The following is a 23016-nucleotide window of genomic DNA, read 5'->3' on the forward strand; positions in this document are numbered from 1 at the left end:
TATTAACCCTCCTTTAGCACATTTAGGAACTCAATATCCGCATCCTCTGGACCAGTCATAGAGCACCCCTTTTGTTTTGCGTACACAATATAATCCAGGATTTCATCTGTAATCCGCTCCCCTGGAGTTAGGATTGGAATTCCTGGAGGATAACACATCACAAACTCGCTGCATACCCTACCGGAAGTCTCCAAAAGAGGAAGATGTTCTGTCTGAGCATAGAAAGCTTCTTGTGGAGAAACAACCACTTGAGGTTCAATGTATTCCTGAGTCATTAAATTTGTTTTATCTTTTTGGTAACGGCGACGAACCTCCGCAAGAGCACTTACCAACCGTTCAATATCCTGTTTTCGGTCACCAATAGAAAGATAGGCTAAAATATTGCCTAAATCTCCAAATTCAATTTGAATATCGTATTCATCCCGCAATAGGTCGTAAACCTCAATCCCAGCAAGTCCAATATCCAATGTGTGGATGGAGAGTTTGGTTCGGTCAAAATCAAAAATGCTGTCCCCATTGATCAACTCTTTGGAGTAAGCATAATACCCTCCAATATGGTTGATTTCTGAACGGGCATAGTCCGCCAGCTCCATTACTTTACCAAAGGATTCTTTTCCCCGTAGTGCTAGATTTCGGCGGGAGATATCTAAGCTGGAAAGTAGTAAATAAGAACCGCTGGTTGTTTGGGTTAAGTTAATAATCTGCCGTACATGCCCTTCCTGCATTGCTGGGCCTGCCAGCAAAAGGGAGCTTTGGGTTAAGCTTCCACCAGATTTGTGCATTGAAACTGCTGCCATATCAGCGCCAGCAGCCATAGCAGAAACTGGCATGTCCTCTCCAAAGTAAAAATGGGTTCCATGGGCTTCGTCCACCAGGCAGAGCATATTGTGTTCATGTGCTAATTTTACAATGGAACGCAAATCAGAACAAATTCCATAATAAGTAGGGTTATTGACTAAAATTGCTTTTGCATCAGGATGTTGTTGGATCGCCTTTTTTACAGCGGATACACTCATCCCCAATGGGATTCCCAAACGATGGTCACAATCTGGGTTTACATAAACAGGAACAGCGCCGCATAAAATCATGGCTCCCATTACACTGCGGTGTACGTTGCGGGGAAGGATAATTTTTTCTCCCCGTTTCGCTACAGATAAAATCATGCTTTGTACAGCGGAGGTTGTCCCTCCTACCATAAGGAAGGCATGTGCTGCGCCAAACGCCTCTGCTGCCAGGCATTCCGCTTCCCGGATTACCGAAACAGGATGGCAAAGGTTATCCAGTGGTTTCATGGAGTTGACATCCATGTTGACGCATTTTTCTCCTAACAGGGCAGCTAATTCTGGGTTTCCACGTCCTCTTTTATGCCCTGGTACGTCAAAGGGGACAACCCTCATTTTTTTAAATTCTTCTAACGCCTCATAGATTGGGGCACGGGATTGGTCTAAACTCATGGTGTGCCGTCCTTTCCATAAATATTGCGACCACTGAAGATTTCAATCATTTCTTGCCGCAAATTGTGCATAATTTCCAGCCGTGTTTTAGGGGGAAGTTCATAAACATCGGTATTAAACAAATAGTTTTGTAAATCAATATCTTTCACCATCATTTTGGTGTGGAACAGGTTTGCCTCATAAATATTGATATCAACTGTGTCATAACGGAACAATGTGTCCGGATTGATATAGTCCTGGATGGAAGTCACCTTGTGGTCTAAAAACAGTTTTTGCCCATTTACATCCCGGGTAAAACCTCTGACGCGGTAATCCATGGTGATAATATCAGAATCAAACGAGCTGATCAGATAATCCAAAGTGGAAAGCGGGGTAATTTCCCCACAAGTAGCAACATCAATATCCACCCGGAAGGTTGCCAGACAAGTTTCTGGATGATATTCTGGATAAGTATGCACTGTAACATGGCTTTTATCCAGGTGTGCCAGCTGTGTTTCCCCCATAGGAACCATAGAACCTTCCGCTATTAAAATGGTAACGGAAGCCCCTTGGGGGTCATAATCCTGGCGGGCAATATTCAAAACCTGTGCGCCAATCATATCCGTTAAGGTGGTTAAAATATTGGTAAGGCGCTCTGAATTATATTGTTCGTCAATATAGGCAATATAGTCACGCTGCTCACGGGCTGTTTTTGCGTAACAAACATCGTAAATATTGAAACTCAGCGCCTTTGTTAGGTTATTAAACCCATAAAGTTTTAATTTTTCTTCCGCCATATTCCAAACACCTCGAATTTCGTTAAGATGGATCTATTTTTATCAACAAAATAAAAAAGCACAAGCAATGCAATACCCATTACTTGTGCTACGATTTTTCTGCCATAACATTTTTATCTTTTTATGATATACAAATAAAATCAAAAATTACTTATGGAAGAAAGAGAATTCAGAGTTTATATAGCAAATAGCTTATTTTACCACTCTTTATTGACCGTTTCACAAGTTGATGTGCATATCCAAGCACTGGTTATAAAGTTACCAACTTATAAAATTTGAGCTTCTAACTCAATCAATAAGGCAACAGCAATGTTGCCATTCGGCAGTTGACCCGGCTGTCCGTATGGCCTTTAACCCAACATGGGTGGTCAGAAAGTATTTGCATGGAAACTCTGTATTGTCAAAATTCCATGTCTATGATTACTATACATGATTTAAAAAAGGCTGTCAATAGGATTTCCATTTTTTTTGTAACTTTCCTTGTAAATATTGTAATAAAGTACGATAAAAAGAAAAAAATATGGCTATGTTCAAATAAATCTGTTCTTAAATCAAGTAAACTAGATCACCATAAAAGGTAGACGAAATCTTATCTGCTATGAATAATAGTAAAAAAGTTGTTTATACATTGTTCCTTTATAGTCTTGTTCAATAAATATTCAAGAAATGGTAGTATAATATAATCCATTTCTTTTTGAATGAGTATAATAAAGTTAGTTTTTACGATTGGGGGCAATCTATGCTTGCATTAAAATCGATTACCAAAGATTATCCTGTTGGGGATACGAAGGTTACAGCGTTAAATGGAATTGATCTTGCGTTTCGTGACCATGAATTTGTATCCATTTTAGGGCCTTCTGGATGTGGAAAAACCACTATGTTAAATATCATTGGGGGATTAGACCGGTATACATCGGGGGACTTAATCATCAACGGACGTTCCACAAAGGAATATAAAGATAAAGACTGGGATAACTACCGGAACCATTCGATTGGGTTTGTGTTCCAAAGTTATAATTTAATTCCCCACCAAACAGTATTGGCAAATGTGGAACTGGCTTTGACCCTTTCGGGTGTGTCTAAAGCAGAACGACGTGAACGGGCGATCCACGCCCTGGAACAGGTTGGATTAGGGGAACATATCCATAAAAATCCAAACCAGCTTTCCGGAGGACAAATGCAGCGTGTGGCAATTGCCCGTGCATTGGTAAATGACCCGGATATCCTGCTGGCAGATGAACCCACAGGGGCACTGGATACCAAAACCAGCGTCCAAATCATGGAGATATTAAAAGAAATTTCTCAGGATAAATTGATTATTATGGTAACCCATAATCCCGATCTTGCGCAACAGTATTCCAGCAGAATTGTGCGGTTATTGGATGGTGATGTAGTAGGGGACACTAATCCTTATACGGAGGAAGAAATCCACGCCGATTTGTCCAAAGAAAAAGATATATCAACTAAGCGGAAAAAGAATATGTCTTTTGGCACAGCAATTTCCCTTTCATTCCATAACCTGCTGACGAAAAAAGCTAGGACATTAATGACCTCTTTTGCTGGAAGTATTGGTATTATTGGAATTGCTTTAATTTTGGCGCTTTCCACTGGAGTTCAGGCATATATTGATACTGTCCAGAAAGATACTTTATCTTCCTATCCTGTTACCATCAATAAAGAAGATAACGATATGATTTCTGCTATGTCTTCTATGCAGGATTCTATGGTAGAAGAAAACAAGCAACCAAAACAAGATAATACCGTCTATTCTACCTCAATTATGTATGAATTATTCCATTCTATGAACTCTAGCAATGCTACTGAGAACAACCTAACTGATTTTAAAGCATTTCTGGATAAACAGATGAATGAGGAAACCAGTACAACAGATTTATACCAATATACTTCTGCTATTCAATATCAGTACGATGTGGATATGAACACCTATATTACGGATGCGGATGGAAATTATAGGACAACTGATATTGCGGATGTTTTTTCGGAATCGGAAAATCCTGATCTTCCAAAAGAAAAACAGGCGATGTATGAGATGATGAAAACCCAGCTTTCTTCTTATGAGTTGTGGCAGGAAATCCCTTCTGGAACAGATGGAAGTTTGATTTCCGATATGGTTTCTAGTCAATATGATTTGGTGTATGGACAATGGCCATCTGCCGCAAACGAAGTAGTATTGGTGTTAAACGGAAATAGTGAAATCTCTGATATCGCTTTTTATTCTTTGGGATTGTTGGCTCCGGAGCAGGTCCAGGAGCTATTGGATTCTAGTACGGACGGTACAGAAGTAGATAAATGGGATTTATCTTTAAATTATCAGGAAATTTGTGAGAAATCCTTTAAATTGCTGTTAAATCCTGATTATTATGCAAACACAGGAAAAAATGGCACCTGGGAATATATTGGTGATGATCAAACCAGGATGGATATGACGATTAAAAATGGCTATGACTTAAATATTGTGGGTATCATTCAACCAAACGAAGATGCTTCCGCAACTACGTTATCCGGTACTTTTGGATATACTTCTGCTTTAACAGAATATATGGTAGATAAAATTCAAACTAGTGATATTGTGGCACAGCAAACTGCTGTAGAAAATGAGAATTACGACGTTTTTTCTGGGCTTCCTTTTACCAAGGAGGAACGGGAGCTTACCAATGCAGAAAAAGCGGAGGAAATCAAATCATATTTTTCTGGACTAAATAATCAAGAAAAAACAGACTTATATACCAGAATTCTCTCAGAACCACCAGAAGAATATGTACAGCAGGTATTGCAAAGTAGCATGGCGAAATATTCCACTAGGGAAGAAATGGAAAGTGCAATCGCCTCCCAATATCAGATGGATAATGCTACAGTTCAGTCCTATTTATCTTCGTATTCAGATGAAGAATTGCAAACAATGATACAGCAGCAGATTACGGCAATGATTCAGCAAAACTATGCGGCACAGGCAGAAGCAGCGGTAAAAGAGATGATGGGAACGGATGGAGAAATTGACCAATCTGCTGGATATGCAAAAGTAGCGGCTATTTTCGATGCTCAAATTGGAAGTGTTCAGGATGAAGCTACTTTGGCAGGATATTATGACAAATATATGCCTTCCGGCGTTTCGGAGTCTACTTTGGAAGAAAATATGAAAACATTGGGTGTTGTTGATTTGGGTTCTCCATCTGCCATCAATATATATGCAAATTCATTTGAAAATAAAGATGCCATCTCAGATATCATTACCGATTATAACAATTCTGTTGCAGAAGAAGATGCTATTTCTTATACCGACTATGTTGCCCTATTGATGTCCGGTATTACTACGATTATCAATGCTATTTCTTATGGGTTAATCGCATTTGTTGCAATTTCCTTGGTAGTTTCTTCTATTATGATTGGAATTATCACCTATATTTCCGTATTGGAACGGACAAAAGAAATTGGTATTTTACGCTCCATTGGAGCTTCCAAAAAAGATGTTTCCCATGTGTTTAACGCGGAAGCAATGATTATTGGCTTCTGTGCTGGTGCCCTTGGGGTAATCATCTCATTACTCCTTTGTTTGCCAATTAACTGGATTATCCATGCACTTACCAATATCCCAACGATTAATGCTTATTTATCTCCAGTTGCTTGTATTATTTTGGTGGCAATCAGTATGGGATTAACTTTTATTGCCGGATTAATTCCTTCCAGAATTGCAGCTAAGAAAAATCCAGTAGAATCTTTGCGAAGTGAATAAAAGTTATTATGTTTTGGATGGTGGAATATTTCCACCATCCTTTTTTGATAGATATTGGTTTTATAAAATAAACTTGTCTGGATTTACTTATCGCATGACCACTTTAGTATATGTCAGTTATTGTAGATTTATCTGCTATATTCCAAAATAGTTTAAAAGTATGCTATACTAAAACTATAATGTAAAGAAAGGTGGAATTTGTTTGCGCAGGATTCGTTTATTGTGGAGAATTTTGAAAATTACCCATGCAGATAAATTATTGTTTGGTTTTCTGGTTTATTTTATATTAACTTCTATTATGATATATTTGGTAGAGCCGAATATTCAAACAGTTGGAGATAGTTTGTGGTATTGTTTTGCAGCAAGTACAACCATTGGTTTTGGAGATATTGTAGCTGTTACTTTATTGGGAAGGGTACTAACAGTAATATTGTGTATTTATGCTGTTTTAATAATAGCGCTAATTCCAGGGGTTGTAGTGAGTTATTTTATTGAATTTAATAAGATAAAAAGCAAGGAAAGTGTTGTTGTATTTTTAGACCAATTAGAACATCTGGAAACCCTCTCTAAAGAGGAATTGCGGGAACTTTCTCAAAAAGTAAAGCAACGCCGATATCGTTTGTAATAGGCTTCTACTTCAAATGCCATCCTTTCCTTGATAGACACAAGTACTTTACGATGCAAAAAATAAGGCTCTATGTTGTATTTTCGTTGACAAACAAAAAGATAGGAGATAAAATGTTGAAAGGACATATGGATAAGAATAGAGCGGAAATGATTGTTTCAAGTTATTTTTTAGATTTAAATTTGCATATAATGGAGGGATAAGCATGACATTAGACCAAGTATCTCCAGGACAAGGAGGTATCATCACGAAAATTGGTGGTGAAGGGGAGTTAAGGCGGCGCTTATTGGATATGGGCCTGACGCCAAATACCCAGGTAACAGTGCGAAAGGTTGCCCCCATGGGGGACCCAATTGAACTTTTTTTGCGCAGCTATGTATTGACAATCCGAAAGGATGACGCAGCAAAAATTGAGATAAAAGAGGTAACCAGAGCATGAGTTTTTTATTTGCCCTTGCGGGGAACCAAAATAGTGGTAAAACTACGTTGTTTAACCGGTTAACCGGCAGTAACCAGCATGTTGGAAATTTTCCGGGTGTGACAGTGGAGAAAAAAGAAGGTAACATTAAGCAGATGAAAAATGCTGTATTGGTGGATTTACCTGGAATTTATTCATTATCCCCCTACACTTCAGAAGAAGTTGTAACCAGAGATATGCTGTTGAAAGACCATCCAGATGGAATTATCAATATTGTGGATGCTACTAATATTGAACGAAATTTATATTTGAGTTTACAGTTGATGGAACTTGGAATTCCTATGGTGATTGCCTTGAACATGATGGACGAGGTGAAAGCTAGTGGGAACAACATTGATGTCCGGAAATTATCCGAACATTTAGGGATTCCAGTTGTCCCGATTTCAGCTGGGAAAAACCAGGGGATATCTGAATTGACCCGGGTTATTTCCAAAATGGCGGAAGGTAAAGTTTCGAATCCTCGTCAGGATTTTTGTACTGGACCTGTTCACAAGGCAATTCATTCCATTGCCCATATCATTGAAGACCAGGCAAAAGATGCTGGATATCCTGTTCGTTTTGCTGCTACCAAAATGGTAGAAGGGGATGGACCTACCATGAAGGCGATTCAGATTACAGATAAGGAACAGCATATTATCGACCACATTGTGGAGGAAATGGAAGAGGAGCTGGGAACCGACCGGGAAGCAGCTTTGGCGGATATGCGGTATAACTATATCGAATCGATTTGCCGTGACAGTGTGGTCAAACGCCAAGAAACTCATGAACAGGTACGTTCCGAACGGATTGACCGGTTGTTAACCCATAAATATTTGGGAATTCCCATCTTTTTCTTGATTATGTTTCTTATTTTTTGGCTTACTTTTAGTGTGATCGGAGCCCCTTTACAAGATTTATTGGGAACTGGAATTGACTGGTGTACAGCACAACTCGCTGGGTTGTTGGAACGTGTTGGAGTAGCGGAATGGCTGCAATCTCTATTAATTGATGGTGTTTGTGCCGGTGTCGGAAGTGTACTATCCTTTTTGCCGATTATCGTATTTTTGTTTTTCTTTTTATCCCTATTAGAGGATAGCGGGTACATGGCACGTGTAGCGTTTGTCATGGATAAAATGTTGCGTAAGATTGGTTTATCCGGACGTTCGTTTGTCCCCATGCTTATTGGATTTGGGTGTAGTGTACCAGCAATTATGGCAACCAGGACACTTTCTAGCGATCGTGACCGTAAAATGACGATTGTATTGACGCCATTTATGTCCTGTAGTGCTAAGCTTCCTATTTATGCAATGATTACTTCTGCGTTTTTCCCACAAAACGGAGCGATTGTCATGATTTCAATTTATATTATTGGTATTATTGTGGCGATTTTATCCGGATTGTTGTTAAAGAAAACAGTATTTCGGGGAGAACCTGTTCCATTTGTTATGGAACTTCCTGCTTACCGAATCCCGTCCGCAAAGAGCGTGGGATTACATATGTGGGAAAAAGCCAAAGGATTTATCAAAAAAGCGTTTACTATTATATTCCTAGCTTCTATGGTAATCTGGTTCCTGCAAAGTTTTGACGCTTCTTTAAATATGGTATCCGATTCCAGTCAGAGTTTATTAGCGGCGATTGGTTCCTTTATTGCTCCAATCTTTATTCCTCTTGGTTTCTATGATTGGCGCGCTTCTACTGCTCTGCTGACGGGAATTACGGCAAAAGAATCCGTCGTAAGTACATTGACTGTGCTAACAGGTTCGACAAACTCGGCAGAATTATCTACAGCATTGCAAAGTATTTTTACACCATTAAGCGCATTCTCCTTTTTGGTATTTACCGTATTATATATGCCATGTGTTGCGGCATTTGCAGCATCCAGAAGAGAATTGGGGTCCACAAAAAGCGCATTGGCTACTGCGGCTTTCCAAACTGGAATGGCTTACATTGTAGCAATGATGATTTATCAGGTGGCACATTTGTTTATTGGATAAAAAAAGTTAAAAACTCAGCTTATTCTTCTAATATAGAGAATAAGCTGAGTTTTTTGTTTGTATAAGAAAACCCCCGACTGTGTCGGGGGTTCCCAAAAGCTTTAGCGGTGAGTATGCAAAAAAAACTCCTTTTGGTAAAATATAAGTGCGGCCTGACAACTGCACAAAAAACCAAAAGGAGGACATTCAAGATGAATGACAATAAAAGTTTAGCACACACAACATAGAACTGCAAATATCACATAGTCTTTGCGCCAAAATACAGAAGGCAAATTTTCTATGGAGAGCACAGAGTAGAAGTGGGGAAAATATTAAGGGAATTGTGCGAATGGAAAGGGATAACGATAATAGAGGCGGAAGTGTGCCCAAATCACATACACATGCTGGTAGAAATATCACCAAAAGAAAGTGTATCAGGATTCATGGGATATTTGAAAGGAAAAAACCGAAGCTTTTGGTGCAGGGGATACTATGTAGATACAGTAGGGAAGAATAAGAAAAAGATAGCAGAGTATATACAAAATCAGCTGAAAGAAGACCAATTACATGACCAACTAACATTGAAAGAATACATGGACCCGTTTACGGGTAGCAAGTAACAATCCATTCGCAGGTGTGAGGACGTAAAAAGCGCCTGGGGGCGCTTCTAGTAACAGAGCCTTACAGGCGCATCTGTAAAACCCCCGGCTATGCCGGGGGATATTTATTTGTATAAGGAAATACCTGGTTTTCCTGAGAAAGATATCTTGTAAAAAAGCTTTCGCTTCAAGTATCAAATGAACCTTTTTCAAGGTGATAGGACAGTAAATGTAAACGAAGAAAATTTTTAGTGTGTCGTTTTAAGCATTTACCGACCCATCCTATTTTAGGAATGTTTAAGCCTCTGGCTAAGTTGGAGATTTTGACTTAGAAAGATACCATTAACTATAATTGTCTTCCTCTTCTTCCTGGTCCATAATTGGCGCCATAGGCATATCCCAAGCAGTATGATCTGTATGTAGCAGCTCATGTGCCCGATGGGAGAGAGGATGTTCCAAATATTCATCATATACTTTGATAATGGAGGGATTTTCATGGGAGAACCGCAGGGTAGAAATTCGGTCCAAGCCATATAGTTTGTTGGCACGTTCCCCAGCAAATTCCAAACCATCGTGGATAGGTTGACCTCCACCACCAGAACATCCACCTGGACAGGCCATAACTTCCACAAAATCATATTGTACTTTATTCCGGCGGATCGCACGGATTAATTTACGGGTATTGCCTAATCCGCTGACAACAGCAACCCGTACTAAAGTACCTGAAATATCAAAGGTTGCTTCTTTCCAACCATCCATACCACGGACTTGTTGGAAAGCGTCTGGAGACGGATTTTGTCCAGTTACCAAATAGTAAGCAGTACGTAAAGCAGCTTCCATTACGCCACCAGTAGCTCCAAAGATGACCCCAGCGCCGGTACCAATTCCCAATGGTGTGTCAAATTCTTCTTCCTGTAGCTCCGATGGAATAATATGTTCCGCACGGATCATTCGGTCAATTTCTCTAGTAGTCAATACCAAGTCAACATCTTGTCCCGCACCAGCGCTGTTCATAGTAGGCAGGTCACATTCCTGTTTTTTCGCCAGGCATGGCATAATGGAAACACAATAAATTTTACTTGGATCAACATTTAATAACTGTGCATAATAGCTTTTTGCAATTGCTCCAAACATTTGTTGAGGCGATTTTGCGGTAGAAAGCTGCGGAACCATATCTGGATACTGGGATTTTAAGAACCGTACCCAGCCAGGACAGCAAGAGGTAAACATTGGCCATGTGTTTTGGTCTTTGTTTTGCAGTTTTTGAAGGAATTCGTTGGCTTCTTCCATGATAGTTAAATCAGCACTAAAATCGGTATCAAAAATATAGTCAAATCCAATCCTGCGCAGTGCGGAAACCAGCCGTTTTACAGTAGCAAATTCCCTGGAAATTCCTAGACTTTCTCCCCATGCAGCACGGACTGCTGGGGCAATTTGTACAATGGTGATTTTTTCTGGATCAGCCAATGCTTCAAAAGCTTTTGCGGTGTCGTTGCGTTCCCGAAGTGCGCCAACAGGGCAATGTGTAATACATTGTCCACAGAGGGTACAATCCGAATCCTTAATACGACGGTTAAAGGAAATATCTACTGTGGTACGGGAACCAGTATTGGCTACATCCCAGATATTCATCCCCTGTACTTTATCGCAGATTTGCACACAACGCATACATTTAATACATTTTCCGATATCACGGATTAATGGGAATCCTACATTCCAACGGAAATCTGGTACTTCTTTTTTATAAGGAATTGAGATAATCCCTAAATCGTTAGCAATGGTCTGTAAATTGCAGTTACCGCTTCGTACACAAGTTGCGCAGTGACAATCATGTTGGGACAACAGCAACTCCACATTAATTCTTCTTGTTTCCCTTACTTTTGGACTATTGGTATAGATTACCATGCCTTCTTCCACTAAATTGTTGCAAGCAGGGATTAGTTTTTCTTTTCCTTCCAGTTCTACTACACAGACACGGCAGGCGCCAATCTCGTTGATATCCTTTAAATAACAAAGGCTTGGAATTGGAATACCAGCCAGTTTAGCAGCCTCCAAAATGGTGGTTCCCTGCGCTACCGTAACTGGTTTATGATCAATTGTTAAGGTTACCATTTTGTAGTTCTGCCTCCTTTAAATACACCGTATCCGAAATGGTCACAACGCAGGCATCGACGGGATTCCTGGTTGGCTTCCTCACATGTCATACCACATTCAATCAGTTCAAAATCGTTTTTGCGTTCGTTGGCATCCCGTTCCGTCATGTTGATTCGTCCACATGCAGGGCGATCATCCAATCTTGCGGCTGGAATTTCTACATCTGATTTGATAACATGGTTATAGCCCAAATAAGTATCGATATTGGCGGCAGCTACTTTCCCAGCAGCAATTGCACGGATTACTGTAGCAGGTCCTGTTACACAGTCCCCTCCGGCAAATACACCAGGAGTGTTTTCAATACCACTCCAGCTTAATGCTTCGATTACACCGCGTTTTACAGGAACACCGGCTTCCTGGAAGTGGCGGGATTCAATTCCTTGGCCAATTGCTACAATAACAAGGTCAGCAGGAATCCTTTTTTCTTCTTCTTGAGAATCCGTTGGTTTTGGACGTCCAGCGCTGTCAATCTTCCCAATAATTTGAGGTTTTACCCATAGTGCTACAGCGTTCCCATCTTCATCTACTTCAATCCTACGAGGGGATTGTAGGTCAAGGATTTCACAGCCTTCTGCAATCGCACCTTCTACTTCATCAGGCAGGGCAGTCATGTCCACTTTACGGCGGCGGTATGCCACGCTAACTTTTTTTGCTCCTAAACGGACAGCGGAGCGGGTAACGTCCATTGCTACATTTCCCCCACCAATAACAACTACATTTTTTCCAGTAAAATCAGGTAGACGGTCAGAACCGATTTCACGCAACATTTCCACTGCGGAAATAACCCCTCTGGCATCTTCTCCTTCAATACCGATTTTTTTATCTGTATGGGCACCAATTGCAATATAAACCGCATCATATTGATTACGCAGATCCATAATGGTGAGGTCATCCCCAATGGATACTTTAGTTTTTACTTGAACACCAGTAGAAAGGATAGCGTTAATATCCTTTTCTAGCTGTTCTCTTGGCAAGCGGTAACTTGGAATACCATACCGCAACATGCCGCCCAATTTGCTTCGTTTTTCATATACAGTAACTTTATGCCCCATTAATGCGAGGTAATATGCCGCACTTAATCCACCAGGTCCCCCACCAATTACTGCTACGGTTTTCCCGGTAGGTGGGAAACATTTTGGTACAGGAACATCCCCTGCGTGATCGACAGCAAACCGTTTTAATCCACGAATATTGATAGAATCATCAATCATATTTCTACGGCATCTTGCTTCACATGGATGCTCACAAATTAAACCACAAGCAGTGGGGAATGGATTGTCCTTCCGGATTAGACGGACGGCATCTGCATAACGTCCTTCGGATACCAAAGCAATGTATCCAGGAATATCTACCCCTGCTGGACATAGTGCGACACATGGAACCGGCTGGTTCAAACTACAGGTACAACGTCCATGTAAAATGTGCTCCTCGTAATCGTCACGGAATCCGATTACTCCCCTTAGCACCATGTCAGCAGCTTCGTACCCAATAGCACAGTCGGCAGAATTGGTAATTGCCCTTGCTGTTTTTTCGATTAAATCAATTGTTTCCAGCGTTGCGTCCCCGTTCAATACATCTTCCAATAAATTGCCCAATTGTCCTAAGCCCACACGACATGGTACACATTTACCACAGGTTTGTGCATGGCATAGTTTCAAAAAGGAAGCAGCCATATCCACTGGACATAGGCCAGGGGGGCTGGCAACAATACGCCGCTCCAGATCACGGTAGAGCCCTTCTACAACTGTCTGGGCGGTGCTTTGCGTTACAATATTTAAACGACTCACTGAAAGCTCCTTTCCGCACATTGGCGTGCAAAAAATAATTTTGTTTTGTAGTGCTTATTTTCTTATGGCGTTGTAACCAGTCGAAAAGATAGCCCTTTTATCCCCTCGTTAGGTACTGATTTCCCCTTTAAAACGACAAGTGATAACTACTTCATATTATACCTTTTTTTCAAAAAAATCAATAGTTTTTTGTGTTTTTAAAATAAAAACAACTCTATATTGTTCTAAATTTTTATTGTGTTATACTATTTCATGGAAAAATAGGTTGTTTTCTGTATATTGGTCAATGGATTACACCAGGAGAAAGAACTGATATAATTATTTTTCATTGGAAAAGTTTTTATTTTTTGACTATAAAAGAATCCTAATGGAATTCTTATGAAAAATAGCGCAAAAAAATACCGCCCTGAAAAACAGGACGGTAGAAAAAAGAAGATTATAAAAAGAAGAAAAAAGTTCTGTAAAAGAACACTTATATTGTAACGAAAATTTGTGATAAAATTGTGATTAATTTTTTAATATTAAAAGAAATTATTTTTAATATTAAAACGAGAACAAAAAGGCTGTATCTGTATGGATACAGCCTGTATTTAACTGCTGATTATTGATTGATATGGGCATTTAATTTTGCAACCAATTCATCTACGCTTACGCCATGAACCATACATGCTTCTTCCAGGCTTTCCCCTCTAGCGGAAGGGCATCCCAAACAATGCATCCCCATCTCAAAAAAATATTCTGCAGTAGAGTTATCAAAATCCAAGATATCGCCGATTACAGAATCTTTTGTTATTGTCATAAAAAACTTCCTTTCTAACCGAAACATCTATTTACTATAATGGTTTTTCTTTATTATATCCATTTTAGGAAGAAAAATCAAGTTGCATTATAAATTATGTACAAAATTAAGACAAAAATTTTCTCTTGACAATCTGAAAAAAATAAGTTATACTGAACTCAATATTTAAAATACAGTGCAGAGGAATAGTAGGATATTGCAAACATACAGAGAGCTGTTGGATGGTGGAAAACAGTTGGGCGTTTTATCTGAACTGGCCTTGAAGTAGCTCGCTGAACGAGATGAATCTAGTAAGTGGAGACGGAACCTGACCGTTATCACAGGAGGATATCTGTTATGATAGGACATGTATCTGTAAAAAGGGGCATGCTTGTAAGGGCATGAATTAGAATGGTACCGCGTAAGGGAATTATACCTTTCGTTTCTAAGTAAATTTAGAAACGAAAGGTTTTTTTATTATATGTGTTACCTTGTTGATGATTGCTGTAGTTTAAATGATAAAGAAGATGATACATCCAATAAAGAAAGGAATGATTTTACATGAAAAATTATCAAAAATATAAAAAAGGGTATTTTCTCCCACCTGAAATGCCAATGGATTGGGCAAAAAAAGATAGTATTGACTATGCTCCTATTTGGTGTAGCGTTGACCTGCGTGATGGAAACCAATCACTGATTATTCCAATGAGCCTGGATGAAAAAATAGAATTTTTTAATTATCTTGTAAAATTAGGGTTTAAAGAAATTGAAGTCGGATTTCCAGCCGCTTCCGAAACAGAATTTGTTTTTTTGCGTACTCTAATTGAACAGAATCTGATCCCAGATGATGTGACAGTCCAGGTGCTGACACAATCCCGTGAACATATCATTAAAAAAACATTTGAAGCGTTAAAAGGTGCGAAACAGGCAGTAGTACACCTGTACAATTCCACATCCTTGGCACAGAGGGAACAGGTATTCCGTAAATCCAAAGAGGAAATTATTAAAATTGCCACAGATGGCGCAGAATTGTTAAATAAATATGCGGCTGAAACACCAGGCAATTTTAGATTTGAATATTCCCCAGAAAGTTTTACCGGAACAGAAATGGAATTTGCGCTGGAAATTTGTAATGCGGTACTGGATATCTGGCAGCCAACACCGGATAATAAAGTGATCATCAACCTGCCTGCTACTGTGTCCATGTCTATGCCACACGTATACGCAAGCCAGGTGGAATACATGAGCAACCATTTAAAATACCGTGAAAATGTAATCGTCTCCTTGCATCCTCATAATGACCGTGGCTGTGGTGTTGCGGATGCTGAAATGGGCTTGCTTGCTGGGGCTGACCGTATTGAGGGCACTCTGTTCGGCAATGGGGAACGCACTGGTAATGTGGATATTGTCACCATGGCAATGAATATGTATTCCCAAGGGGTAGACCCAGGTTTGGACTTTACCAATATGCCTGATATTGTAGAAAACTATGAACGTTGGACTCGGATGAAAGTATATGACCGTCAGCCATACAGTGGTAAGCTGGTATTTGCAGCATTCTCCGGTTCCCATCAGGACGCAATTGCCAAAGGCATGAAATGGAGGGAAGAAGGCCATACCGAATATTGGACAGTTCCATATCTGCCAATTGATCCAAAGGATGTTGGACGTGAATATGAAACTGATGTTATCCGAATTAACAGCCAATCTGGTAAAGGCGGCATTGGGTATCTGTTGGAACACAATTATGGATATAACCTACCGAAAAAAATGCGGGAACAGTTTGGCTATAAGGTAAAAGATGTATCCGACCATCAGCATAAAGAGTTATTACCAAACGAAGTATACGATATTTTCAAAAAAGAATATGTCAATTTGGAATCTCCTATTAAAATGGTGGAATGCCATTTTGCAAATGGCACCGTAAAAGAAGAAATGCAAGCATTTATTACTCTGGAGATCGATGGAAAACAGGAAACTCTGGTAGGGCGCGGAAACGGCCGTTTAGATGCGGTAAGCAATGCATTGCAGGAACGCCTACATATTTCCTTTACCAATTTGACCTATAATGAACATGCTTTAGAACTTGGTTCAAAATCTCAGGCTGTTGCTTATGTGGGAATTACCGATGACCATGAACACATTTTCTGGGGTGTTGGAATTCATACCGATATTATCAATGCTTCTATTATGGCGTTAATTAGTGCAGTAAATAATGTAGAAAAACAATAGAAATTTTCCCTCTATCCATTGTGGATAGAGGGATTTTTTGTATAAGCTAATTGATTTGTTTTGTTATTGGATGTAATATATTGATGGGTTCTTTTTTAGAAGAAAAATAGAATTAGGTTTGTTATGTGGTGAGTTGAAAATAGCTATCATCAAAAACGAAACAGGCTTGTAAAAATCCGATAATAAGTAATCGTGAATAGGGGAAAACAGTAGTATGAAATCAAGCGATTTAACAAAAATACCTGGAATAGGGAAGAGAATAGAACAACATCTCCATAATATTGGCATTATGTGTATTGCTGATTTAGTTGGAAAAAATCCAGAAGAACTATATTTACAGGATTGTGCGTTTAAAGGCTTCCAAGAAGATCGGTGCGCATTGTATGTATTTCGTTTAGCAGTATATTATGCGGAAAATGAAACACATGATCCAGAAAAGCTAAAGTGGTGGTACTGGAAAGATAAGAAATATCCAGAAAATGAATCCCTGTTATAGTTTTGTATTACTATAGAGTTAATCAAAACTATCGTAAACAGAATGACTGATAAAACTTTAAAACATAAGTTTAATTGATATTAAAATTATTTCTACTTTTTGAATTTAGGCTTATAAATAGATGAAAAGATAGAATAAACTATATATTTTTATACTTTAGGTATTATATAACTCGTTTATTCCGATTTCTAGTCAAGCAGGGAGTGTTATATTAAGGAGTATCATTAAAGTTTTTTGTAAACTTAATTGGGGACTATGCGAATTTTGAAAAAATGGCGGCATTTATTATGATATCGTTTGCCGTTTATTATTTCATATATTTCAATCTTTATTATTGTACTTTTATATTTGCATTACAAGAGCAAAACCTACCAAAATTAACCAGATAAAAATAAGCAATGTGGATAAAAATTATTTAAAAACAGATATAAAAAACAATAAGCACTATAGGTAATACCTATAGTGCTTATTGTTTTTATTGAAAATTAATGGAGATTATTTTGTTAGAAATGAGTTATATAAATATTAAATCCCTTTAGATAAACTAAGGCAAATTTTATTTTGTTTCCAAGATAGCGCCACGGTTGCCAGAGGTTACTAAGGAAGCATAACGTGCCAAATATCCGGTTTTGATACGTGGTTCTTTTGGAACCCATGCGGCACGGCGTTTTTCCAATTCTTCTTCACTTACTTTGAAATTGATGGTGTTTGCCATGATGTCAATTTCAATGATATCGCCATCTTGTACCAATGCGATATTACCACCCACAGCAGCTTCTGGGGAAACATGGCCGATTGCTGCGCCACGGGTTGCGCCGGAGAAACGGCCATCTGTAATTAAGGCAACTGTGCTGCCCAAGCCCCTGCCCATAATTGCGGAAGTTGGGTTAAGCATTTCCCTCATACCTGGACCGCCCTTTGGACCTTCATAACGGATCACAACAACGTCGCCATCCACAATTTTACCGCCATTGATTGCCGCCATTGCGTCTTCTTCACAGTCAAATACTTTTGCAGGGCCACTGTGTTTGAGCATCTCTGGAGCAACAGCAGAACGTTTTACAACGCAGGAATCTGGTGCTAAGTTTCCTCTTAATACAGCAATACCACCAGTTGTACTATATGGGTTTTCAACAGGACGGATTACTTCTGGATTCTTATTAAAGCTATTTTTGATGTTTTCCGCTACAGTTTTACCAGTACAGGTGATAAGCTCTGTTTTTAATAATCCCAATTTATTGATTTCGTGCATTACCGCATATACACCGCCTGCTTCATATAGGTCTTCCATGTGATGAGGACCAGCAGGTGCAAGGTGGCAGATATTTGGCGTTTTATCACTGATATCATTTGCCATATCCAGATTTAATTCAATGCCAGCTTCATGAGCAATAGCAGGCAGGTGCAACATGCTGTTAGTGCTGCATCCAATTGCCATATCCATAGTCAAAGCGTTGTGAAATGCGCCTTCTGTCATGATATCTCTAGGACAGATATTGTCTTTTACCAGTTTCATGATCTGCATACCAGCATGTTTTGCCAGACGGATACGTTCGGAATAAACAGCTGGAATGGTTCCATTTCCTGGCAATCCCATCCCTAATACTTCAGTTAAGCAGTTCATCGAGTTTGCGGTGTACATACCGGAACAGGAACCACAGGTTGGACATGTTTTATTTTCAAATTCTTCCAGCTGGTCTGCGGAAATTTTGCCAGCGTTGTATGCCCCTACTGCTTCGGATGCAGCGGAGAAGCTTACTTTACATCCGTTTACAGTACCAGCTAACATTGGACCGCCACTGACAAAGATACAAGGGATATTCAAACGTGCGGCAGCCATCAGCATACCTGGTACGTTTTTATCACAGTTTGGTACCATAACCAAAGCGTCAAAACCATGGGCCATTGCCATTGCTTCAATGGAATCAGCAATGAGATCACGGGTTACCAAAGAATATTTCATGCCCTGATGTCCCATAGCAATCCCATCACAGACAGCGATTGCAGGGAACACAGCAGGAGTACCGCCAGCCATTGCAACACCCAATTTTACTGCGTCTACGATTTTGTCAATATTCATATGTCCCGGAACGATTTCGTTATAAGAACTAACAATCCCGATTAAAGGACGTTCCATTTCTTCTTTTGTAAAGCCCAGTGCATTAAACAAAGCACGATGAGGGGCATTTTGTACGCCATTGATGATAGATTCACTTTTCATAAGTATAACTTCCTTTCCAGAAGAATTTTATAACGTGTTGTATAACAACTATTATAAGTTGTCTAACAAATGATGTCAAGGGAATTCTACAAAAATTTTTATTTTTCCAATGGTTCTAGGGCATTATGTTGCATGAGTTGGGAAAGTACAGCAATATTCGCAGCGGCTTCTACTACAGGAACAGCACGGACCACAATACAGGAATCATGCCTACCATGGATTACTAGTTTTTCATCTTTGTGCTGTTTGTAATCCACAGTGTCCTGTTCCTGGGAGATTGAAGCAGTTGGTTTGATCGCCACTTTAAAATGGATTGGCATTCCTGAGGTAATGCCGCCTAGAATACCGCCATGGTGGTTGGTTTTTGTTTTGACAGTATCGCCATCCATATAGAAGGGGTCATTGTGCTGGGAGCCAAGCAGTTCCGCTGCTCCAAAACCTGTACCGAACTCAATTCCACGAACAGCCGGAATGCCAAATATCATCGAAGCGATATCGTTTTCCATTCCATCAAACATAGGGGAGCCCACTCCGGCAGGTACTCCCGTAACCATGCACTCAATAATTCCACCAACAGAATCCAAATTTAAACGGGCTTTTTCGATTTCTACTCGCATGGAATTCCCAGCTTTTTCATCAATCACTGGAAAATCTTTGGTGCGGATAGTCAACATCTGCTCTAAATCAGGGGAAACTGTGTCAAAAGCCTGGTCTTTGACCCCATGGATAGAAAGGATATGGGCAGCACAGTAAATACCCCTGCGCTCTAAAATCTGTTGGCAGATTGCCCCTGCAAATACCAATGGTGCGGTTAAACGACCGGAAAAATGTCCTCCACCCCGGATATCGTTTGCCCCCTGATACCGGATATCTCCGGTAAAATCCGCATGTCCTGGACGTGCTAATGTGGTGATGTTTCCATAATCTACAGAGCGGGTATTGGTATTCCGTATAACAGCACAAAGGGGAACACCTGTGGTATGCCCGTCTAGCATGCCAGAAAGGATTTCCGGTTGGTCTGCTTCGGTGCGGGGGGTAGAACCGGATTTTTTGCTGTTGGGGGCACGTCGTGCCATAAATTGTAGCACGCGGTTCATATCAATTGGTTCCCCTGGTGGCAGGTTATCCAGTACCGCACCTATGCCTACACCGTGAGATTCCCCAAAAATAGATAGTTTAATGGTTCGATTCCATATGGATGACATTGACAATCCCTCCTAATGATTGGTAGTCTTGATAAAATTCAGGATAACTTTTTTGGATACTTTCCGCTGTGTTTAGCTGAACTTGTCCATCCGAGAACAGTGCTGCAATGGCGGTAGACATGGCGATTCTATGGTCGTTAAAACTATCGACATTTCCACTATGAAAACTGTCAACCCCATCGATTTCTAATTTATCTTCATAAGGGGTTAACTTTCCACCTAATGTATTTAAACAGTCAGAAATTGCTTTTAGCCGGTCGCTTTCTTTGATTTTGAGCCGTTTTGCCCCCGTAATCCAGGATTTTCCTTGGCAGATGCTCCCTAATACCCCTAAAATAGGGACTAAATCTGGAATATCAGAAGCGTCTACTTCAAATGGTTTTAATGCCTGAGTGGCGGAAATAAGGATTCCATCTTCTTTTTGCTCTACTTTTGCGCCGCAGGATTTAATAATTGTCAGGATTTCTTTATCCCCTTGGGAGGAATCCAGGTTTAAATCCTGTAGTAATACACTACCTTTTCCGGCGGCAGCTACTGCGAAAAACGCAGCTTGGGAGAAATCCCCCTCAACACGGTAATCATGAGGATGATAGCTTTGGTTTCCAGGTATCCGGTAACCGTACTCTGTTTCCATTACCTGAATACCAAACTGCTGTAGCACATCAATCGTCATATCCGCATATGGTTTGGATTCCAGTTTTCCATTGATATGAATTTGGCTTTCTCCGTTTAATAGAGGAAGGGCAAACAGCAAGCCAGTAACAAACTGGGAGCTGATATCCCCATCAATTTGGTAGTCACCCGGCTGCAATTGTCCTGAAACCGAAAAAGGCATTGTGTTATGGTAGTCAAATACCACGCCATTTTTAGACATTTCGGTGAGGTAAGGGGTAATAGGTCGGGTCGGAAGCTTACCTTTTCCCAAAAAGGTACCGGATACCCCAAGGGATGAAACAATTGGGATGAAAAACCGGAGGGTAGAACCGGATTCACAGCAATCAATGGTTGCCTGTTCCGCAAGAGACTGGATTCCCGTGACAGTTACTGTGTTTCCAGAGATGGTATATGTTGCCCCCAACGCTTTTACTGCATCTAATGTAGCGACAATGTCTTTTGAAAGGATGATATTTTCTATTTTACTGGTTCCATTTGCCAAAGCGGCGGATAAGATAGCGCGATGGGAAAGGCTTTTAGAAGGGGGGATGGTAATTTTCCCGTCAAGTTGGGATGGTGAAAATACTACTTGCATTGATATTCTCCTGAAACAAATTTTTTGTATTCCTCTACCGTCACCCGATAGATATAGCCTTTGCCGATGGTGTGGATCAAAATCAGATTTAAGTTGCTTTTTTCTCTCTTTTTATCATTTAAGCTGTTTTGTACCAATTTTTCTGGAGAGAGATTCAGTTCTACTGGAAGGTGATACCGTTCACAGGCTTGTCTGATTTTTTGGGAACATCCTGCTTCGGTCAACCCATATTGTTCCGCTAGATTGGTGATAAGGCACATCCCAACAGCAACAGCTTGGCCATGAGTATAGGTTTCATAGTGATAGATTTTTTCAATGGCATGGCCCAGGGTATGTCCAAAGTTCAATAACATCCGCTGCCCACGGTCAAACTCATCCTGTTCTACTACATCCCGTTTGATGGAAATACATTCAAAAATAATCTCTTCCAAATGGGCTTGAATATCTCCATTCAACAGGGTATCAAATAGACTTTCCGATTGAATACAGCCGTATTTGATGGCTTCTGCTACACCGTCCGCAAAAATCTCATCAGATAATGTTTTTAAGCTGTCCGGGTCGCAGAGGACTAAGCGGGGTTGATGGAATGCGCCTACTAGATTTTTGCCGGCCTCAATATCCACTGCGGTTTTCCCGCCAACCGAGGAATCAATCTGTGCTAAGAAGGTGGTAGGGATTTGTATAAAATCAATTCCCCGTAAATAGCTGGCCGCAGCAAATCCAGCTAGATCCCCAACTACACCACCGCCCAGTGCAACAATGAAATCTTTGCGGGTGATCTGTTTTTCGGTTAAAAAGTTAAAAAGATTGGAAAGGGTTTGCATGGATTTGGAGGATTCCCCATGAGGGAATACAAATACATCCACCAAAAAACCCTCCTGTTCTAAAGATGCCTTTACCTGTTGGGTATATAATTTGTCTACAATATCATCTGTTACAATAACAGTATGGTCAGAATCCGTAATAGTTCGGGTATAACTGCCTGTTTGTTGGAGGATTCCCCTTTGGATATAAATCTCATAAGGAACTCCTGTTTTTACCGAGATTGTTTTCATAGGATCGCAGCCTTTCTTCTAAGTTAAAATATGTAACAAAGATTATATATTTACATGTTACTAAAAAATCCAAGATTCGTCAACTTGTTTCGCAGGGAATCAACCGGTTTTTTCTATTATTTTTGAAGCAGCGTTCGACAGAAAAAGTGTTGCCAACTGTATTGGATTGATGATATAATAAATAATTAGATTGGGTTTCTTTTT

15 protein-coding genes, 1 pseudogene and 1 other annotated feature are annotated in these 23016 nt (G+C 40.0%); of the genes and pseudogenes, 7 read left to right on the forward strand and 9 right to left on the reverse strand.

The window, feature by feature from the left end; translation table 11 throughout:
• Positions 1–2 precede the first annotated feature (2 nt).
• Together BQ2683_RS06590 and speD are read right to left on the reverse strand one after the other, a co-directional pair.
• On the reverse strand, positions 3–1454 hold the full coding sequence (locus tag BQ2683_RS06590) for an aminotransferase class I/II-fold pyridoxal phosphate-dependent enzyme (protein ID WP_069988227.1): 1452 nt from the start codon (positions 1452–1454) through the stop codon (positions 3–5).
• Positions 1451–2230, reverse strand: a complete 780-nt coding sequence (speD, locus tag BQ2683_RS06595; RefSeq protein ID WP_069988228.1) for an adenosylmethionine decarboxylase — start codon at positions 2228–2230, stop codon at positions 1451–1453. Before speD ends, BQ2683_RS06590 begins: the two co-directional genes overlap by 4 nt.
• Positions 2231–2969: 739 nt before the next feature.
• Here speD and BQ2683_RS06605 point away from each other — a divergent pair.
• From BQ2683_RS06605 to tnpA, 5 genes and pseudogenes are all read left to right on the forward strand, one after another.
• Positions 2970–5981 carry an ABC transporter ATP-binding protein/permease gene (locus tag BQ2683_RS06605; RefSeq protein WP_069988230.1) on the forward strand — a complete coding sequence of 1004 codons (3012 nt, stop codon included), beginning with the start codon at positions 2970–2972 and terminating at the stop codon, positions 5979–5981.
• Between the two features lie 202 nt (positions 5982–6183).
• On the forward strand, positions 6184–6606 hold the full coding sequence (locus tag BQ2683_RS06610) for a potassium channel family protein (RefSeq protein WP_069988231.1): 423 nt from the start codon (positions 6184–6186) through the stop codon (positions 6604–6606).
• Between the two features lie 205 nt (positions 6607–6811).
• The gene (locus BQ2683_RS06615) at positions 6812–7045 is read left to right on the forward strand and encodes a FeoA family protein (protein WP_069988232.1); all 234 of its coding nucleotides are present in this window, start codon (positions 6812–6814) and stop codon (positions 7043–7045) included.
• Complete coding sequence (gene feoB / locus BQ2683_RS06620) at positions 7042–9057, forward strand: ferrous iron transport protein B (protein ID WP_069988233.1); 2016 nt, start codon at positions 7042–7044, stop codon at positions 9055–9057. The genes BQ2683_RS06615 and feoB overlap by 4 nt, the downstream gene beginning before the upstream one ends.
• 191 nt (positions 9058–9248) lie before the next feature.
• Positions 9249–9656: pseudogene (tnpA, locus tag BQ2683_RS06625) on the forward strand (IS200/IS605 family transposase).
• Between the two features lie 321 nt (positions 9657–9977).
• On the opposite strand, the gene BQ2683_RS06630 reads toward tnpA, so the two are convergent.
• The 3 genes from BQ2683_RS06630 to BQ2683_RS06640 form a co-directional block, all read right to left on the reverse strand.
• Positions 9978–11747, reverse strand: coding sequence for an NADH-dependent [FeFe] hydrogenase, group A6 (locus tag BQ2683_RS06630; protein ID WP_069988234.1), 1770 nt, complete (start codon positions 11745–11747; stop codon positions 9978–9980).
• A complete protein-coding gene (locus BQ2683_RS06635; protein ID WP_069988235.1) occupies positions 11741–13576 on the reverse strand; it encodes an NAD(P)-binding protein in 1836 nt (611 codons plus the stop codon). The genes BQ2683_RS06630 and BQ2683_RS06635 overlap by 7 nt, the downstream gene beginning before the upstream one ends.
• A 601-nt stretch (positions 13577–14177) precedes the next feature.
• Positions 14178–14375 carry a DUF1858 domain-containing protein gene (locus tag BQ2683_RS06640; RefSeq protein WP_069988236.1) on the reverse strand — a complete coding sequence of 66 codons (198 nt, stop codon included), beginning with the start codon at positions 14373–14375 and terminating at the stop codon, positions 14178–14180.
• A 166-nt stretch (positions 14376–14541) separates the two neighbouring features.
• Positions 14542–14804 (forward strand) — a binding site (T-box leader).
• 111 nt (positions 14805–14915) lie between these two features.
• Here BQ2683_RS06640 and BQ2683_RS06645 point away from each other — a divergent pair.
• Positions 14916–16586: a 2-isopropylmalate synthase gene (locus tag BQ2683_RS06645; protein WP_069988237.1), complete on the forward strand. Its 1671-nt coding sequence runs from the start codon at positions 14916–14918 to the stop codon at positions 16584–16586.
• Between the two features lie 214 nt (positions 16587–16800).
• Positions 16801–17082, forward strand: a complete 282-nt coding sequence (locus BQ2683_RS06650) for a helix-hairpin-helix domain-containing protein (protein ID WP_069988238.1) — start codon at positions 16801–16803, stop codon at positions 17080–17082.
• Positions 17083–17638: 556 nt separating this feature from the next.
• On the opposite strand, the gene ilvD is transcribed toward BQ2683_RS06650, so the two are convergent.
• The 4 genes from ilvD to aroB all read right to left on the reverse strand — a co-directional run bounded on the left by ilvD (position 17639) and on the right by aroB (position 22812).
• On the reverse strand, positions 17639–19303 hold the full coding sequence (ilvD, locus tag BQ2683_RS06655) for a dihydroxy-acid dehydratase (RefSeq protein ID WP_069988239.1): 1665 nt from the start codon (positions 19301–19303) through the stop codon (positions 17639–17641).
• Between the two features lie 98 nt (positions 19304–19401).
• Positions 19402–20508 carry a chorismate synthase gene (aroC, locus tag BQ2683_RS06660; RefSeq protein WP_069988240.1) on the reverse strand — a complete coding sequence of 369 codons (1107 nt, stop codon included), beginning with the start codon at positions 20506–20508 and terminating at the stop codon, positions 19402–19404.
• On the reverse strand, positions 20480–21757 hold the full coding sequence (gene aroA / locus BQ2683_RS06665; RefSeq protein WP_069988241.1) for a 3-phosphoshikimate 1-carboxyvinyltransferase: 1278 nt from the start codon (positions 21755–21757) through the stop codon (positions 20480–20482). The genes aroC and aroA overlap by 29 nt, the downstream gene beginning before the upstream one ends.
• Entirely contained in the window at positions 21748–22812 is a 1065-nt protein-coding gene (gene aroB, locus BQ2683_RS06670; RefSeq protein ID WP_069988242.1) for a 3-dehydroquinate synthase, read from the reverse strand. Before aroB ends, aroA begins: the two co-directional genes overlap by 10 nt.
• Positions 22813–23016 lie beyond the last annotated feature (204 nt).

It is taken from the genome of Massilioclostridium coli (assembly GCF_900095865.1).
Taxonomy (GTDB): domain Bacteria; phylum Bacillota; class Clostridia; order Oscillospirales; family Ruminococcaceae; genus Massilioclostridium; species Massilioclostridium facile.

Coding starts and splice junctions, on each gene's coding strand:
- BQ2683_RS06590 (WP_069988227.1), bottom strand. CDS start 1,454: ATGAGTTTAGACCAATCCCGTGCCCCAATCTATGAGGCGTTAGAAGAA.
- aroC (WP_069988240.1), bottom strand. CDS start 20,508: ATGTCATCCATATGGAATCGAACCATTAAACTATCTATTTTTGGGGAA.
- ilvD (WP_069988239.1), bottom strand. CDS start 19,303: ATGAAAAGTGAATCTATCATCAATGGCGTACAAAATGCCCCTCATCGT.
- BQ2683_RS06650 (WP_069988238.1), top strand. CDS start 16,801: ATGAAATCAAGCGATTTAACAAAAATACCTGGAATAGGGAAGAGAATA.
- BQ2683_RS06640 (WP_069988236.1), bottom strand. CDS start 14,375: ATGACAATAACAAAAGATTCTGTAATCGGCGATATCTTGGATTTTGAT.
- speD (WP_069988228.1), bottom strand. CDS start 2,230: ATGGCGGAAGAAAAATTAAAACTTTATGGGTTTAATAACCTAACAAAG.
- BQ2683_RS06630 (WP_069988234.1), bottom strand. CDS start 11,747: ATGGTAACCTTAACAATTGATCATAAACCAGTTACGGTAGCGCAGGGA.
- aroA (WP_069988241.1), bottom strand. CDS start 21,757: ATGCAAGTAGTATTTTCACCATCCCAACTTGACGGGAAAATTACCATC.
- BQ2683_RS06605 (WP_069988230.1), top strand. CDS start 2,970: ATGCTTGCATTAAAATCGATTACCAAAGATTATCCTGTTGGGGATACG.
- aroB (WP_069988242.1), bottom strand. CDS start 22,812: ATGAAAACAATCTCGGTAAAAACAGGAGTTCCTTATGAGATTTATATC.
- BQ2683_RS06645 (WP_069988237.1), top strand. CDS start 14,916: ATGAAAAATTATCAAAAATATAAAAAAGGGTATTTTCTCCCACCTGAA.
- feoB (WP_069988233.1), top strand. CDS start 7,042: ATGAGTTTTTTATTTGCCCTTGCGGGGAACCAAAATAGTGGTAAAACT.
- BQ2683_RS06615 (WP_069988232.1), top strand. CDS start 6,812: ATGACATTAGACCAAGTATCTCCAGGACAAGGAGGTATCATCACGAAA.